Source organism: bacterium CG_4_10_14_0_2_um_filter_33_32 (assembly GCA_002792735.1).
In the GTDB taxonomy this organism is placed as follows: Bacteria; Patescibacteriota; CPR2_A; order CG2-30-33-46; family CG2-30-33-46; genus CG2-30-33-46.
On the sequence record PFOW01000011.1, the window covers coordinates 14,084 to 28,280 of the forward strand.

Here is a 14,197-nt window from a genome sequence, read left to right on the forward strand (position 1 = left end):
GCTAAAATTTTAAACCCGCTTTTCTGGCTCCATCAGCCAACTCTTTTATCTGACCATGATATTTAAACCCACCTTTATCAAAAACAACTTCTTTTATTTTCTTATCCAAGGCTTTTTTACCTATCTCCTCACCAACACTAAGAGCTGTCAACTTGCTTTTTTCATTTGCATTCGAGGCTGATACTAGAGTCTCTCCCTTTTTATCATCTATTAACTGAGCATAAATATATTTTGAACTTTTAAAAGCACTTAACCTTGGCCTTTCTTTGGTTCCAGATAATCTTGCTCTAACCCTATTATGTCTCAATTGTCTTTTTTCTTTTTTATTTATAATCATATACTACTCCTAACATTCTTTTAAGCTCCTGCGGATTTCAGGGCTTTACCAGCCTTTCTTCTAATCTTTTCTCCATCATACATTATACCCTTGCCTTTATAAGGTTCTGGTTTTTTTATTGCCCTAATCTTGGCAGCAAGTCTTCCCACTAATTCTTTATCTATACCAGAAATAGTTATCATTGTATTTTTTTCAACTTTGAATGAAATACCTTTAGGGGCTTCAATCTCTACAGGATGAGAAAAACCAACATTTAAAGTTATTTTATCACCCTCTACTTGCGCTTTATAACCAACACCAACCATTTTAAGCTTTTTTTCAAAACCATCAGAAACGCCCTGCACCATATTTGATATCAAGGCTCTAATCAAACCATGGAGTTCTCTTGCTTTTTTATCTTCAGACTTTCTAGAAACTTTAATAATATTATCTTCTTTAACAACTGTAACTTCATTAGGCAATTCACGCGATAGCTCACCCTTCAATCCTTTTACTTTAATCAAAGTGTCATGTAATTCTATATTTACATCTTCTGGAATTTTTATTTGAACTTTACCAACATTAGACATAATTTCTCCTATATCTACCAAACTTCTAGCAATAATTCTCCACCTACTCCCTTTTCCTTAGCCTGAGTATCCGTTAAAATACCTTTTGAAGTAGAAATAATAACTCGACCCTTGCCCCTTTTAATATTTGGAATATGCATTTTATCGATATAAACCCTTCTGCCTGGCTTGCTGATTCTCTTGATAATATTAATCGCTGGATAACTATTAATATATCTAAGAGTAACCAAAAGACAATCTTTACCTTGATTTTTATCTTTCTTGACATTTTCTATAAACTTTTCTTTTTTCAATATTTCCAGTATCTCTTGCTTCATCTTTGAATCCCAAATAGAAACTTCCTTCTTCCCAGAAGCTAAACCATTTCTTATTATTGTTATCATTTCACTGATTGGATCAGTTAATACCATTTTTTCCTCCGTAAGTCCTGCTTACCAAGAGCTTTTAGTAACTCCAGGTATTTCTCCTTTATTTGCCTTTTCTCTAAAGCAAATTCTGCATAAATGAAATTTACTTAAAAACCCACGCGACCGACCGCAAATTACACAGCGATTTACTTTTCTTGTTGAATATTTTGGCTTTTTTTCTGCTTTCAATACTAAAGATTTTTTAGCCATTAATAATGCTCCTTATTTTGAAGATTTCTTAAAAGGAAATCCAAATTCTTCTAAAAGTTTTTTTGCATCCTTATCATTCTTTGTGCTTATCACAATACTTATCTCTAACCCAAAATTAGATTCTTCGCTAACCGCTTCTGGAAAAATAGTAATCTCTTTTATGCCTAAAGTGTAATTACCTTTTCCATCAAATGCTTTATCACTCAATCCTCTAAAATCCCTGACTCTCGGTAAGGCAACTGATATAAGCCTATCAAAAAATTCATACATTATATTATTTCTAAGAGTTATTTTAGCTCCTATGGGCATACCTTCTCTAAGTTTAAATGCCGCAATAGATTTTTTTGCTTTCGTAATAATCGCCTTCTGTCCGGAAATATTTGCTAAAATATCAGCTGCACGAGGTAAAAGTTTTGAGTTTTCAATATTTTTACCTATAGAAGTATTAATAACTATCTTCTCAATTCTGGGAACCTGAAAAATATTTTTGAATCGGGGATCCTTCAAAAAAGATGGTATAATCTTCTTTTTGTATTCTTCTTTCAATCTCGGCATCAGACTATTTCCTTGCATTTCTTACATTTCCTTTCTTTCTTGTCTTTTATTATTTCATAACCTATTCTGGTCGGTTTATTACATTTTCCACACAAAAGCATGACATTCGATATATTCATTGGACCAGGAAATTCAGTTAAACCGCCTTTAGGGCTTTTTTTTGTAGGTTTTAAGTGCTTCTTTCTCATATTCATTCCACCTACAATAACTTTACCTTTTTCAGGAAAAACTTTTTCAACTTTTCCAGTTTTACCATTGTCTTTACCGGCAATTATTAATACGGTATCGTTTTTCTTTATTTTCATCTTAAACTACCTCCGCTGCTTGAGAGATTATTTTGTTATAACCCCTATCTTTTAGTTCTCTTGGAATCGGACCAAAAATTCTACTGCCTCTTGGATTACCATCCTTATCAACGATAACGCCTGCATTATCATCAAACCTTACAGTCGATCCATCTGCTCTTTTCTGTTCTTTTCTTGTTCGAGCAATAACAACTCTTACAATATCTTTTTTCTTCACGACCCCTCTAGGAGAAGCAGATTTTACAGAAGAAATTACTATATCGCCTAAATAAGCATAACGATGTCTTGTACCGCCAAGGATTCTAATGACAGCAAGATTTTTTGCCCCAGTATTATCAGCAACCCTTAATCGTGTTCCAACGCTGATCATTTCTTCTCCTCCTCTTTTTTCCCAACTACAGCCCACTTCTTGTCTTTGCTTATAGGTTTAGACTCTACAATAACAACAACATCACCAACTTTATAAGTATTCTCGGGATCATGAGCTTTGTATCTTTTAGCAACTTTATATCTTTTCTTATATACTGGATGCTTTTTGAAGCTTTCTGTTCTTACCACAACAGTTTTATCCATTTTATCCGAAACCACTATACCAACTAATTTTCGTGTTTTTTTATTTAATTCTTTTTTATTTTCCATCTTTTTTCTCCTGGTTTTTCCCAAAATCTTCCCATTGTTTTGCTGAAATTATAGTTAAAATTCTTGCAATTTTCTTTTTTGTATTGAATACTTCTCTATGGTTTTTTAATTTACCTTGAGCAAGCTGAAATTTCATATCAACAAGTTTTTTTCTTGATTCGTCTAATTCTTTATATAAATCCTTTATTTGTTTTTTTGCTAATTCTTTTACTTGGCTTTTCATTATTCTTCCTCTTTGAAAACAATTTTCGTTTTTATGGGCAACTTGTCAGCAGCCAGTTTTAAGGCTTCAGAAGCAACATTTTTAGGCACGCCATCCATCTCAAATATTATTCTCCCCGGCTTAACGACCGCTACAAAGTGGTCTAATGCACCCTTACCGCCTCCCATTCTTGTTTCAGCTCCAGTTTTTGTTACTGGTTTTGCAGGAAATATATTAATCCATATTTTACCGCCTCTTTTGATATATCTAGTCATTGCTCTTCTTGCAGCCTCAATCTGTCTAGATGTAATCCATGCTGACTCAAGAGCTTTAATACCATAGCTACCAAATTCTAACATAAATCCGCGAGTAGCCTTACCTGCTCTTTTTCCCCTGTGCTCTTTTCTGTATTTTAATTTTCTTGGCATTAACATAATGGTACTCTTTATTTAGAACTTTTCTCCTCGATAGATCCAAACCTTTACCCCAATAACTCCATAAGTTGTATAAGATCTTCCTGTAGCGTAATCAATATCCGCTCTTAAAGTCTGTAGGGGTATTTTACCGAATGAAACCCATTCTCTTCTTGCCATTTCAACTCCATTTAATCTTCCGGAAACTGATATTTTGGCTCCTTTAGCACCCGCTTTTTTTATTCTTTCTAAGAATTGCTTCATAACCCTTCTAAAAGAAATTTTCTTTTCTAAAGCGGTTGCTATACCTTCGGCGATTAAAGCTGCATGAATATCTGCATTCTTAACTTCCTCTATAGATATTTCAACTTTTCCATTTATTGTTTTTTCAAGTTCTCTTTTCATCTCATCTATGCCGGCTCCACCTCTTCCTATAATAAGACCTGGTTTAGAGGTTTTTGCAGTTACTTTTATAAGATTTACATCCCTATTAATATTAATTTCTGCTATTCCTTTTTTTGCCCACTTCTTTAAAATAATATCACGGATTTTGAAATCTTCTGTTAAAAATTCAGCAAATTTCTTTTCAGAAAACCACTTAGCTCTCCAGTCTTTGCTAACAGTTATTCTTAAACTAATTGGACTAACCTTATGACCCATTAATTAAAATTCCTTTCTTCTAAAAATTCTTTTTATACCGCCTAAGAAAGACTCTTTTGTTTCTCTCGCTTGTTCTTTTTGTTTCTTTTCTAAATGCTTAATATTACTGATATCTGGCTTACTTCTAGCCTGCTTGGTCTTTACTGATTTATTTACAGTCTTGGAAGGCTGCTTAGTATTAACAGCACTTTCCTTAGGTAATATTTCTTTTTTTGCCTTGATAGCATCGCTAGACTTATTTACTTCTGCGGGCTTAGAATCTGATTGTATAGCAGTATTTTCTTTAGAAATTTTTTCATCTTTATCTTTTTTCACTTCACTTTGAATAGTTTTTTTATTAACCTTAGAACCTTCTGGCGCAGTTAATATAACGCTCAAATGAGTAGTTTTTCTTTTTATAACATCTGCGCTTCCCCTAGCTCTTGGACTAAATCTTTTGAATGTAGGCCCAATATTAGCAGATATTTCTTTAATTAAAAAATCAGTTTTTGCAATTCCGTAGTTATGCTGAGCATTTGCTAGCGCAGAATTAATAACCTTTGAAACTTCGTGTGCTGCTTTTTGAGGCATAAGATTCAGTAAGGCAATAGCGTCTAATGCTTTTTTCCCTCTAACATAGTTAACAACCAATCTTGCTTTTCTGGGAGATAGTCTTAAAAATTTACCATGAGATTGAATATCCATAACTATTTACCTTCCTTTCCTGTTGGTTGAGGTGCTGATTTTACAACAGCCGCCTTTGCTTGCTCTTTTGCCATCTTTCCACCATGCCCTCTAAATTTTCTCGTTGGAGAAAATTCACCAAGTTTATGACCCACCATATTTTCAGTTATAAAAACCGGAATATGTTCTTTACCGTTATGCACGGCGATTGTGTGCCCAACCATATCAGGAAAAATAGAAGAAGATCTTGACCAAGTTTTAATAACTTTTTTCTCGTCTGGTCTTAAATCCTTTATTTTCTTTAGTAATTTTTCGTCTATATAGGGACCTTTTTTTGCTGATCTTGACATACTTTACCTCTGTTTATTTTTTACCCTTTCTTCTTGATAATATAAATCTATCAGAAAGTTTTTTTCTTCTAGTTTTATAACCTAGGGCTGGGGCACCCCAAGGGGTTTTGGGATGTTTTAATCCAATAGGATGCTTGCCTTCGCCTCCTCCATGAGGATGATCAACTGGATTCATAGCTTTACCTCGGACAGTTGGCCTAATTCCCATGTGTCTTTTTCTTCCAGCTTTTCCAATTACTATTTTCCCATGATCAGAATTGGAAACTTGGCCTATGCTTGCCATCGCATCACTTTTAATCATTCTTACTTCTCCGGAAGGCATTTTCAAATTCGTAAAACCACTATCTTTTGCTAATACAGTTGCCGAAGAACCGGCTGATTTTACAATTTGACCACCCCTACCAGGTATAAGCTCAACATTATAAACAAATGATCCAAGCGGTATATTAGCAAGCGTCATTCTATCTCCGACATTAGCTTTAATTTTACCCTTAGAACTAGTGATTATCTGATCTATTTTTAGCCCTTCTGGCGCTAAAATATAACTTTTTTCTCCATTCTCATATTGAATTAATGCAATATGAGCTGTTCTGTTAGGATCATATTCTATAGATAAAACCTTTGCAGGCATATCATATCTTGTTTGCTTGAAATCAATTATCCTGTAAATTCTTTTTGCACCACCACCTCTATGCCTTATAGTGATATTTCCCCTAGAAGATCGCCCCGCTTTTCTTTTTAAAGGCGCAGTTAAACTCTTCTCTGGCCTTTTTCTGGACACAGCGTCTTGAGTTTTTTTATTCACTTGTTCACTATTTGTCTGCTTTTTCATTTGCTGTTGGTTTAACCTTCCTTATATTTTCTCTAAAAATTATAATGTGATTTAATTCTGCCTAAATTCTCGTCAATTAACTTTCTTAAATTCCTCAATCCTGATATATCAGTAGAAAAAGATGAGCTCTCTTTAAAGATTGCCATGTCTGCATCTAACTGTTTTGTTATAGAATTTACCGCATCGTCACTTTCTCTCCCTACTGTTTCTATTTTCTTTGTATCCTTTTGGCCTATTGCTTCATTTAAATCATTCGCCGATTTTATATATTGCCTTAAAAGATCTTTATAATCCTTATCAAGATTGACTAACATCTTGGGCGGTGCGACTTTTTCTAACTCAGTTAATGACTGTTCTGAAATATTTTTAAAATTTGTCACTAAATTTGATATTTTTTCTAAACTCTTGGAATCTGTATTCAAATTATTAAATGCTTTAACTGCGCTTTCTACTTTCTTGAAGTATATTGCAATTGATTCAAGATTTTCAGCAACTTCCTGACCGGATTGTGAAAATTGCCTTACAGCCTTGTATAATTCCTCAAGTTCTGTGTTTCTTTTCGCGGACTCAGACTTAGCGCTTAAATTACTAAAATTTATTTTAATACTTCTTAAATCTTCTATTGTTTTATTAGAATTACCTTTTGTAAGCTCATCCCAGCTGGAAACTACAACTTCCAGTTTGTCAACGTCCTGCTTACTTTTATTCAAATCTTCACCTATCGCCAAGGTAAAAGAACTAGCTATCTGCTTTGGGTAAAAGAAAAAATAATACGCGGAGATACCAGTAATCGCGATAACCGACAGTATTACAGAAAAGAACAAAATTGGAGTTTTTGTATTTACTTTCCTCATTTTGTCTCCTCAAATAATTTAATTTCTTGACCTTTTTTCACAGTGACAATAGCAGCTTTTCTTCCCGGCTTAATGCCTGTTGTTTTTCCGTATCTTCTTGTTTTATGCCTTTTCTGAACAATATTTACTTTTTCTACGGTTACTTTATACATATCTGCAACGGCTTTACCGATTTCTTTTTTGTTAGCATCTTTACCAACTTCAAATACATACTTTGACTGACTGGATAGATTAAAGCTTTTTTCTGTGATGATTGGTTGTATTAAAATATCTTTCATTATTTTTTAACCTTCTTCTCTGTCTCGGCTTGCTTCTTATCATAATCAGCTTCCTTTAAATCTACTAAATCTACGCTTTCATTATCCTTATTTGTTGTATTACCATAAAATGAAACTAATTTATCTAATGCATCTTTTAGAATTACCACATAATCAGAGACTAAAATATCATAAGAATTCAATTGATTATACAAAGTCGGCATAACAAAAGGAATGTTTTCAACTGATTTTAACAGAATCGGATTTTTTTCGGAAATAAATAAAATCCTTCCTTTAATCGGCAGTTTATCGAAAATAGCCTTAGCTTCCTTTGTTTGCGGTTTATTTAATTGAATATTATCTAATATTAAAATTCTGTCCTCGCTAGCCCTTACAGATAAGGCCATTTGTATAGCCTTCCTTATTGATTTTTTATTCATTTTCTTCGTGAAATTTTCCGTACCTGTCGGGCCAAAAACAACACCGCCCTTTCTCCAGATTGGTGTTCTCCTTGAGCCTACCCTAGCTCGTCCTGTGCCTTTTTGTCTCCATGGCTTTCTGCCGCCACCGCGTCTTTCTGCTCTTGTTTTAGTTTTAGCAATTGGCTCTCTTAAACCCGCCAAATATCTAACAACAGCTTGCTTTAAAAGAACTTCACTTGGTTTTACATCAAAAATATCAGACCGAAGAGTCTTTTTACTCTGCTCTTTACCTTTTATATCATAAATTTTAGCTGTGTTCATTTAGCTTCTCCTGCTGTATCTTTGACCTGTTCTTCTTTTTCTATAATGCCGGGTTCTTTTTCTGTCTGACCGTTCTCCTTTTTATCTTCTTCTTTATTCTCAACTATTTCTTTTTCAGTCTTTTTTTCTTCATATTTTTTTTGTTCTTCGATTATAAATTCACCCTTACCCATTAACAAAACCAGTGATTTGTTTGGGCCAGGTAATGCGCCTTGTACAAGAATAGTCTGATCATCCGAATCTATTTTAACAATCTTTAGATTTTTAACTGTTACGCGTTCATAACCCATCCTGCCTGGTAATTTCTTACCTTTAAAGACTCTTTGGGGATACATTGCACCTATTGATCCTGGCTCTCTATGATGATCAGAACCATGACTCATTGGACCTCTCGCAAAATTATGACGCTTTATGACACCTGCAAAACCTTTACCCTTAGAAATACCTATTGCGTCAATCTTCTCTCCTTCTTTAAAAGTATTAACGGTTATTTTCTGACCAACTTGATATTTCGCTACTTCTTCTGATGAAATTCGTACTTCTCTTAAATTTCTCAATTTCGGCAATTTAGCCTTTTTAAATTGATATTCTTGGGGTTTTTTGACTTTTTTTGATTCCTCTGACCCAATCTGAAGAGCAATATAGCCATCTTTTTGTTCGGTTCTAATCTGAGTAATAAAATTAGGGTCCGATTTTACAACCGTTACTGGAATATATTTTCCTTCAAGGGAAAATATATTTGTCATACCTATTTTTTTACCTATAATCATTTTCATAATATTCCTGACTGATTAGAAAAAATTATCGAAATATTGCCATAAAAATAAAACATTACTAGCGTTGGTAGTTTCCTCTCTATCTCGATATATCGGGACTTCGGACTTGCCAATAACTAGCTAACTTTTTAAAAATTTTCCCCATTTAGAAAAACTAAACCTATCACATTAGAGACAATTACACAAAAAATTTCTAACGGAGTTTAAATTATTATCCTTCTAAACTATATACATAGTATAAAAAAATTAAAGCTAAGTCAATACTTTTAGCTCAGTAAATATATCCTAACCAAAATTTAAGGAATATAATATATATTTTTATAATATTTAGGTTTGATTATTGCAGAAACCGATAATTATCAGGATATATTAACGAGTATAACCACCTCTAACGGCCTGTGCAACCCAAATAAGAATAACTGCGCCTATTATAGCAATTACCATGCTTGTGAAGTTCAAACCAGAAATTCCTGGCCCACCAACAAGATTGAAAAGAAAGCCTCCGATAACGGCGCCTATTATTCCAATTATGATTTCACTCAAAAACCCATACTCCCGACCGGTTTTAGTAATCAGCGTTGCGATCCATCCAGCTATACCTCCAATAACAATCCAGGCTAATAAATTCATAAATACCCCCTTATATTTCACCCCGTTACCGCTGATTTATGGTAAAAGCTTTCCAGTAGCGGGGTTTACTTTATTTAAAGATAATACCCTTTCATAAGTTAATCATTATTATTAAGACAAAATAATGGATGGTTTTCCTGGAAAATTATATCAATATATACAAAAAATACGGCTGAAAGCCGTATTTTTAAAAAACTATAGATTTAATCAATATTTTATTTCAATATCAACACCTGCAGGGAGACTTAAATTCATCAAAGCATCTATGGTTTTGGGGGTTGATTCTTTAATATCAATTAATCTCTTATGGATTCTCATTTCAAACTGTTCTCTGGAGTTTTTATGAACAAAAGGGGAACGTATAACTGTATATTTACTCTTTTCTGTGGGCAATGGAATTGGCCCGGCTACAGTTGCTCCAGTTCTTTCGGCAGCATCAATGATTTGCTTCACAGATTGATCTATAACTCGATGATCGTAAGCCTTTAATCTGATTCTTATTCTTGTTTTAACGTTCTTCTTTACCATTAATTAGTTCTTATTTTATTATTTTTGATACTACTCCTGCTCCTACGGTTCTTCCGCCTTCTCTAATGGCAAATCTCATTCCCTCTTCCATTGCAACAGGATTAATTAATTTGATCTTTAGATTTACGTTATCACCAGGAACAACAACTTCTACACCTTCTGGTAGATCAGTTACTTCTCCAGTAACATCAGTTGTTCGAACGTAAAACTGCGGTTTATAACCTTTAACAAAGGGAGTATGTCTTCCACCTTCATCTTTGGTTAAAATATACACTTTGGCTTCAAATTCTGTATGAGGAGTAATTGAGCCTGGCTTTGCAAGAACTTGTCCTCTTTCAACGTCTTCTTTCTTAGTGCCTCGAAGCAAAACACCAGCATTATCACCAGCCCTACCTTCATCTAGCTGCTTGTTAAACATTTCAATATCCGTAACTACTGTTTTTGATGTAGGATGAATACCAACTATTTCAACTTCTTCATTAACCTTTACAATACCTCTTTCAATTCTTCCTGTTACAACAGTACCCCTACCCGCGATTGAGAAAATATCCTCAATTGGCATTAAGTATGGCTTTTCAACATCTCTTTGTGGCTCGGGGATATATTCATCTAAAGCATTCATAAGTTCCATAATAGAATCAGCTGCTGCTGCATCGCCTTCTAAAGCTTTTAGGGCGCTTCCTTTGATAATAGGAATCTTGTCTCCTGGGAATTCGTATTTAGAAAGCAATTCTCTTACTTCTAGCTCAACTAAATCCAAAAGTTCCGGATCATCTACCTGATCAACTTTGTTTAAAAATACAACGATATAAGGAACTCCAACTTGTCTTGCTAAAAGAATGTGTTCACGTGTTTGAGGCATAGGACCGTCAGCTGCAGAAACAACAAGAATAGCACCGTCCATTTGAGCAGCACCGGTAATCATGTTTTTAACATAATCAGCGTGTCCTGGACAATCTACATGAGCATAGTGCCTTTTTTCAGTTTCATACTCAACATGAGCGGTTGCAATAGTAATGCCTCTTTCTCTTTCCTCCGGGGCATTATCTATATCTTCAAATTTTTTACTTTGAGCTTTAAAACCTTTATCTGCTAAAACTTTTAGGATAGCCGCAGTTAATGTTGTTTTTCCGTGATCAACATGACCGATAGTACCAACATTAAGGTGAGTTTTTACTCTTTCAAATTTTTCTGCCATTTGTCTCTCCTTGTTACAATTTAATTAAATTTTGATTTATAAATTACAATTTAAAATTTTAATAGATTGAATCAATAAAGTCAACTATTTGACTCTTATGATACAAGAATTGTACACTATATTAGAAAAACTTTCAATATTTTACTGAAGAGAACCTTCTCTCCATATCGATTATTCTCTTTTCTATGGTTCCCAATTCTTTCATATCTACTTTACGTCTTAGTGATAATTTCATTACTTCTGAAGTCGCCTCAATTTCCTCAATCCTGTCTAAAATCAATCTAAGATATCTTCTGGTATCTGACATACCATCTCTTAAAACTGATTGAGTCTCAATTACAGCCTTAATTTTTGAGTTTAAATCTTCTAATAAGGCAACTTCTTTTTTTGCCATTTGCTATCCCTTGCTTAGTAATAAAATTATAACAATATTTTTTTAATTTGTCTTGTGGATAACTTCATGAATTTTAATTAGATAACGGGAAAATTATTTTCCCTTCTCTCCAATTAATGTTTCAGCAACATTCTTTGGAACTTCTTCGTAATGATCAAATTCCATTGTATAGTTACCCCTACCCGATGTAATTGACCGTAAACTTGTTGAGTAACCAAACATCTCGCTTAGAGGAACAAAGGCATCAATTACCTTCATAACGCCTCTATCGCCCATGTCTTGAATCCTACCTCTCTTGGAATTTACATCACCCATAACATCACCCATATATTCTTCAGGAGTAACTGCTTCAACTTTCATTACAGGTTCAAGAATAACAGGCTTCGCCTTTTTAACAGCATCCTGTAATGCTAAACTTCCTGCAATTTTGAAGGCAATTTCAGAAGAATCCACAGGGTGGAAAGAACCATCATATAAAGTCACTTGGATATCCACAACAGGATATCCTGCAATTACTCCATTCTCGGCTGCTTCTTTAATACCAGCCTCTATGGGAGAAATATATTCCCTGGGAATTGATCCTCCAACAATATTATTTATAAATTCAAAGCCCTCGCCTTTTTCTCGAGGCTGAATTTTAATTAATACATGCCCATACTGACCACGACCGCCAGTTTGTCTAATATATTTGGATTCAGCGTCTGCTGATATGGTAATGGTTTCTTTGTAAGCTACCTGAGGTTTGCCAACATTAACTTCAACTTTAAATTCCCGCTTCATTCTATCAACAATAATCTCTAAGTGAAGCTCTCCCATTCCACCTATAAGAGTCTGGCCCGTTTCCTGATCTGTTCTAACTTTAAAGGTAGGATCTTCCTCTGCCAAACGAGCTAAAGCAATACCTAATTTTTCTTGATCTGCCTTTGTTTTAGGTTCAATAGCGATATGAATAACTGGCTCTGGAAATGTAATAGATTCTAATGTAATAGGATTATCTGGATCACAAAGAGTATCTCCCGTTGTTGTTGATTTTAAGCCTACAGCAGCTGCAATTTCACCGGCATAGACTTCAGTAACATCCTCACGATGATTCGCATGCAGCCTAACGATTCTACCAATTCTCTCTTTTTCGCCAGTAGTAGTATTTAAAATATAAGATCCACTTTTTAATACTCCTGAATAAACTCTGAAAAACGCCAATTTGCCAACAAAAGGATCTGCGGCTATTTTAAAAGCTAAAGCAGAAAAGGGTTCATTATCATCAGCTTTTCTTGTCATTTCTTCGTCTGTAGCCGGATTCTTTCCTTTAACTGGCGGGATATCTAAAGGAGAAGGAAGAAGCTCAACAACTTTATCCAATAATGGCTGGACACCTTTATTTTTTAAGGCTGATCCGCACAAAACAGGTACAATCTTGTTATTTATAGTAGCTTCTCTTAAAACCTTTATAAGCTCTGCTTCTGATATTTCTTCACCAGCTAAATATTTTTCAATTAACTCATCAGAAGTTTCAGCAATTTTTTCAACCATTTTTTCTCTATATTCCTTTACTTTACCAGCCATGTCAGAAGGTATTTCTTCTTCTTCATAATTAACACCTTTTTCATCTTTGTATACATATGCTTTGTTTCTGATAAGATCAACAAGACCAATAAAATTGTCTTCCTGCCCTATTGGTAATTGTATTGGGATAGCATTTAAACCTAATCTATTTAAAATAGACTGGTAGGAGCGGTAAAAATCAGCGCCTGTACGATCTAATTTATTGATAAAACACATTCTTGGCACTTTGTATTTTTCAGCCTGATGCCATACTGTTTCAGATTGAGGTTCAACTCCGGCAACACCATCAAAAACAACAACACCGCCGTCTAGAACACGCAAAGATCTTTCTACTTCTACAGTAAAATCAACGTGTCCAGGAGTATCGATAATATTAATTCGATGAGGCACATTATATAGAGGATGTTTTGGAGTCCAAAATGCGGTTGTAGCAGCAGAAGTAATAGTAATACCTCTTTCTCTCTCCTGCTCCATCCAGTCCATTACAGCCTCTCCTTCGTGAACTTCTCCAATTTTATGAGTTTTTCCTGTATAAAAAAGGACACGCTCTGTTACAGTTGTTTTTCCTGCATCGATATGAGCAATAATTCCTATATTTCTTACTTTTTCCAACGGATATTCTCTACCCACAAATCCTCCTTTGAATACAATAACCGATAACTAATTACTAATAATTAAATTTAAAAACGCGCCTTTTGGCGTCTTGGTTATTATATATAAAATTTAAAAATAATCAACTATTATGCTATTTTTAGAACTTGTTTAATTTTTGAAATTTCTTTTTGCTGATCCTCAACTTTTTCTTCAATTCTTCTAACCCATTCCTTTGTAAAGATTCGTTCTTGATCTAATCTTCTAATAATACCTACAATCTCTTCCAATCTATTAGTAATATTCTCGAATCCTTTATCCATCTTATTCTCGATCGCTTCAAATCTTTCATCATGCTCTATTAATTTTTGAATAATTTTTTCATCACTCATATTTCTATACTAAATCTCTTAAGTGCTTATTTCAAGTGTCTGTACGCGTCACGCACATTTGAGACTCCGGAACAGTTTTTATTAAATAATCAATGGGTGAAATATTACCCAAAGATTGGTGTATTCTCT

24 protein-coding genes are annotated in these 14,197 nt (G+C 34.1%); all 24 read right to left on the minus strand.

The annotated features are described in order from the left end of the window. Nucleotide 1 precedes the first annotated feature (1 nt). The 24 genes from COX95_00705 to COX95_00820 all read right to left on the minus strand — a co-directional run bounded on the left by COX95_00705 (nt 2) and on the right by COX95_00820 (nt 14,068). On the minus strand, nt 2–337 hold the full coding sequence (locus tag COX95_00705; GenBank protein PIZ86578.1) for a 50S ribosomal protein L18: 336 nt from the start codon (nt 335–337) through the stop codon (nt 2–4). A gap of 20 nt (nt 338–357) precedes the next feature. Further along, the gene (locus COX95_00710; GenBank protein PIZ86579.1) at nt 358–906 is read right to left on the minus strand and encodes a 50S ribosomal protein L6; all 549 of its coding nucleotides are present in this window, start codon (nt 904–906) and stop codon (nt 358–360) included. Nucleotides 907–920: 14 nt separating this feature from the next. Next, nucleotides 921–1,316 carry a 30S ribosomal protein S8 gene (locus COX95_00715; GenBank protein PIZ86580.1) on the minus strand — a complete coding sequence of 132 codons (396 nt, stop codon included), beginning with the start codon at nt 1,314–1,316 and terminating at the stop codon, nt 921–923. 21 nt (nt 1,317–1,337) lie between these two features. Next, nucleotides 1,338–1,523 carry a type Z 30S ribosomal protein S14 gene (locus COX95_00720; protein ID PIZ86581.1) on the minus strand — a complete coding sequence of 62 codons (186 nt, stop codon included), beginning with the start codon at nt 1,521–1,523 and terminating at the stop codon, nt 1,338–1,340. Nucleotides 1,524–1,535: 12 nt separating this feature from the next. Continuing rightward, nucleotides 1,536–2,078, minus strand: coding sequence for a 50S ribosomal protein L5 (locus tag COX95_00725; protein PIZ86582.1), 543 nt, complete (start codon nt 2,076–2,078; stop codon nt 1,536–1,538). Beyond that, nucleotides 2,078–2,383, minus strand: a complete 306-nt coding sequence (locus COX95_00730) for a 50S ribosomal protein L24 (GenBank protein ID PIZ86583.1) — start codon at nt 2,381–2,383, stop codon at nt 2,078–2,080. Before COX95_00730 ends, COX95_00725 begins: the two co-directional genes overlap by 1 nt. A 1-nt stretch (nt 2,384) precedes the next feature. Continuing rightward, nucleotides 2,385–2,753, minus strand: a complete 369-nt coding sequence (locus COX95_00735; protein ID PIZ86584.1) for a 50S ribosomal protein L14 — start codon at nt 2,751–2,753, stop codon at nt 2,385–2,387. Further along, a complete protein-coding gene (locus tag COX95_00740) occupies nt 2,750–3,022 on the minus strand; it encodes a 30S ribosomal protein S17 (protein PIZ86585.1) in 273 nt (90 codons plus the stop codon). Before COX95_00740 ends, COX95_00735 begins: the two co-directional genes overlap by 4 nt. After that, nucleotides 3,012–3,245 (minus strand): 50S ribosomal protein L29, encoded by a 234-nt coding sequence (gene rpmC / locus COX95_00745; protein ID PIZ86586.1) that lies wholly within the window; start codon nt 3,243–3,245, stop codon nt 3,012–3,014. Before rpmC ends, COX95_00740 begins: the two co-directional genes overlap by 11 nt. Beyond that, on the minus strand, nt 3,245–3,658 hold the full coding sequence (locus tag COX95_00750; protein ID PIZ86587.1) for a 50S ribosomal protein L16: 414 nt from the start codon (nt 3,656–3,658) through the stop codon (nt 3,245–3,247). Before COX95_00750 ends, rpmC begins: the two co-directional genes overlap by 1 nt. Before the next feature lie 15 nt (nt 3,659–3,673). Then, entirely contained in the window at nt 3,674–4,297 is a 624-nt protein-coding gene (locus tag COX95_00755) for a 30S ribosomal protein S3 (protein PIZ86588.1), read from the minus strand. 3 nt (nt 4,298–4,300) lie between these two features. Next, nucleotides 4,301–4,981: a 50S ribosomal protein L22 gene (locus tag COX95_00760; GenBank protein PIZ86589.1), complete on the minus strand. Its 681-nt coding sequence runs from the start codon at nt 4,979–4,981 to the stop codon at nt 4,301–4,303. Nucleotides 4,982–4,983: 2 nt separating this feature from the next. Beyond that, nucleotides 4,984–5,310, minus strand: a complete 327-nt coding sequence (locus tag COX95_00765; protein PIZ86590.1) for a 30S ribosomal protein S19 — start codon at nt 5,308–5,310, stop codon at nt 4,984–4,986. 13 nt (nt 5,311–5,323) lie between these two features. Beyond that, complete coding sequence (locus COX95_00770) at nt 5,324–6,142, minus strand: 50S ribosomal protein L2 (protein PIZ86591.1); 819 nt, start codon at nt 6,140–6,142, stop codon at nt 5,324–5,326. A gap of 32 nt (nt 6,143–6,174) precedes the next feature. After that, nucleotides 6,175–6,996, minus strand: a complete 822-nt coding sequence (locus COX95_00775) for a hypothetical protein (protein ID PIZ86592.1) — start codon at nt 6,994–6,996, stop codon at nt 6,175–6,177. Then, on the minus strand, nt 6,993–7,274 hold the full coding sequence (locus COX95_00780; protein PIZ86593.1) for a 50S ribosomal protein L23: 282 nt from the start codon (nt 7,272–7,274) through the stop codon (nt 6,993–6,995). The genes COX95_00775 and COX95_00780 overlap by 4 nt, the downstream gene beginning before the upstream one ends. Further along, nucleotides 7,274–7,996, minus strand: coding sequence for a 50S ribosomal protein L4 (locus COX95_00785; protein ID PIZ86594.1), 723 nt, complete (start codon nt 7,994–7,996; stop codon nt 7,274–7,276). Before COX95_00785 ends, COX95_00780 begins: the two co-directional genes overlap by 1 nt. Next, nucleotides 7,993–8,775, minus strand: a complete 783-nt coding sequence (locus COX95_00790) for a 50S ribosomal protein L3 (protein ID PIZ86595.1) — start codon at nt 8,773–8,775, stop codon at nt 7,993–7,995. The genes COX95_00785 and COX95_00790 overlap by 4 nt, the downstream gene beginning before the upstream one ends. Nucleotides 8,776–9,141: 366 nt before the next feature. Continuing rightward, nucleotides 9,142–9,402, minus strand: a complete 261-nt coding sequence (locus tag COX95_00795; GenBank protein ID PIZ86596.1) for a GlsB/YeaQ/YmgE family stress response membrane protein — start codon at nt 9,400–9,402, stop codon at nt 9,142–9,144. Between the two features lie 207 nt (nt 9,403–9,609). Continuing rightward, the gene (locus COX95_00800; protein ID PIZ86597.1) at nt 9,610–9,930 is read right to left on the minus strand and encodes a 30S ribosomal protein S10; all 321 of its coding nucleotides are present in this window, start codon (nt 9,928–9,930) and stop codon (nt 9,610–9,612) included. A gap of 10 nt (nt 9,931–9,940) precedes the next feature. Beyond that, the gene (gene tuf, locus COX95_00805) at nt 9,941–11,128 is read right to left on the minus strand and encodes an elongation factor Tu (protein ID PIZ86598.1); all 1,188 of its coding nucleotides are present in this window, start codon (nt 11,126–11,128) and stop codon (nt 9,941–9,943) included. A 133-nt stretch (nt 11,129–11,261) separates the two neighbouring features. Beyond that, nucleotides 11,262–11,522, minus strand: coding sequence for a hypothetical protein (locus COX95_00810; protein ID PIZ86599.1), 261 nt, complete (start codon nt 11,520–11,522; stop codon nt 11,262–11,264). Nucleotides 11,523–11,615: 93 nt separating this feature from the next. Further along, nucleotides 11,616–13,715, minus strand: a complete 2,100-nt coding sequence (gene fusA / locus COX95_00815) for an elongation factor G (protein PIZ86600.1) — start codon at nt 13,713–13,715, stop codon at nt 11,616–11,618. A gap of 110 nt (nt 13,716–13,825) precedes the next feature. Further along, nucleotides 13,826–14,068 carry a hypothetical protein gene (locus tag COX95_00820; protein PIZ86601.1) on the minus strand — a complete coding sequence of 81 codons (243 nt, stop codon included), beginning with the start codon at nt 14,066–14,068 and terminating at the stop codon, nt 13,826–13,828. Nucleotides 14,069–14,197 lie beyond the last annotated feature (129 nt).

Coding starts and splice junctions, on each gene's coding strand:
- COX95_00705 (PIZ86578.1), bottom strand. CDS start 337: ATGATTATAAATAAAAAAGAAAAAAGACAATTGAGACATAATAGGGTT.
- COX95_00710 (PIZ86579.1), bottom strand. CDS start 906: ATGTCTAATGTTGGTAAAGTTCAAATAAAAATTCCAGAAGATGTAAAT.
- COX95_00715 (PIZ86580.1), bottom strand. CDS start 1,316: ATGGTATTAACTGATCCAATCAGTGAAATGATAACAATAATAAGAAAT.
- COX95_00720 (PIZ86581.1), bottom strand. CDS start 1,523: ATGGCTAAAAAATCTTTAGTATTGAAAGCAGAAAAAAAGCCAAAATAT.
- COX95_00725 (PIZ86582.1), bottom strand. CDS start 2,078: ATGCCGAGATTGAAAGAAGAATACAAAAAGAAGATTATACCATCTTTT.
- COX95_00730 (PIZ86583.1), bottom strand. CDS start 2,383: ATGAAAATAAAGAAAAACGATACCGTATTAATAATTGCCGGTAAAGAC.
- COX95_00735 (PIZ86584.1), bottom strand. CDS start 2,753: ATGATCAGCGTTGGAACACGATTAAGGGTTGCTGATAATACTGGGGCA.
- COX95_00740 (PIZ86585.1), bottom strand. CDS start 3,022: ATGGAAAATAAAAAAGAATTAAATAAAAAAACACGAAAATTAGTTGGT.
- rpmC (PIZ86586.1), bottom strand. CDS start 3,245: ATGAAAAGCCAAGTAAAAGAATTAGCAAAAAAACAAATAAAGGATTTA.
- COX95_00750 (PIZ86587.1), bottom strand. CDS start 3,658: ATGTTAATGCCAAGAAAATTAAAATACAGAAAAGAGCACAGGGGAAAA.
- COX95_00755 (PIZ86588.1), bottom strand. CDS start 4,297: ATGGGTCATAAGGTTAGTCCAATTAGTTTAAGAATAACTGTTAGCAAA.
- COX95_00760 (PIZ86589.1), bottom strand. CDS start 4,981: ATGGATATTCAATCTCATGGTAAATTTTTAAGACTATCTCCCAGAAAA.
- COX95_00765 (PIZ86590.1), bottom strand. CDS start 5,310: ATGTCAAGATCAGCAAAAAAAGGTCCCTATATAGACGAAAAATTACTA.
- COX95_00770 (PIZ86591.1), bottom strand. CDS start 6,142: ATGAAAAAGCAGACAAATAGTGAACAAGTGAATAAAAAAACTCAAGAC.
- COX95_00775 (PIZ86592.1), bottom strand. CDS start 6,996: ATGAGGAAAGTAAATACAAAAACTCCAATTTTGTTCTTTTCTGTAATA.
- COX95_00780 (PIZ86593.1), bottom strand. CDS start 7,274: ATGAAAGATATTTTAATACAACCAATCATCACAGAAAAAAGCTTTAAT.
- COX95_00785 (PIZ86594.1), bottom strand. CDS start 7,996: ATGAACACAGCTAAAATTTATGATATAAAAGGTAAAGAGCAGAGTAAA.
- COX95_00795 (PIZ86596.1), bottom strand. CDS start 9,402: ATGAATTTATTAGCCTGGATTGTTATTGGAGGTATAGCTGGATGGATC.
- COX95_00800 (PIZ86597.1), bottom strand. CDS start 9,930: ATGGTAAAGAAGAACGTTAAAACAAGAATAAGAATCAGATTAAAGGCT.
- tuf (PIZ86598.1), bottom strand. CDS start 11,128: ATGGCAGAAAAATTTGAAAGAGTAAAAACTCACCTTAATGTTGGTACT.
- COX95_00810 (PIZ86599.1), bottom strand. CDS start 11,522: ATGGCAAAAAAAGAAGTTGCCTTATTAGAAGATTTAAACTCAAAAATT.
- COX95_00820 (PIZ86601.1), bottom strand. CDS start 14,068: ATGAGTGATGAAAAAATTATTCAAAAATTAATAGAGCATGATGAAAGA.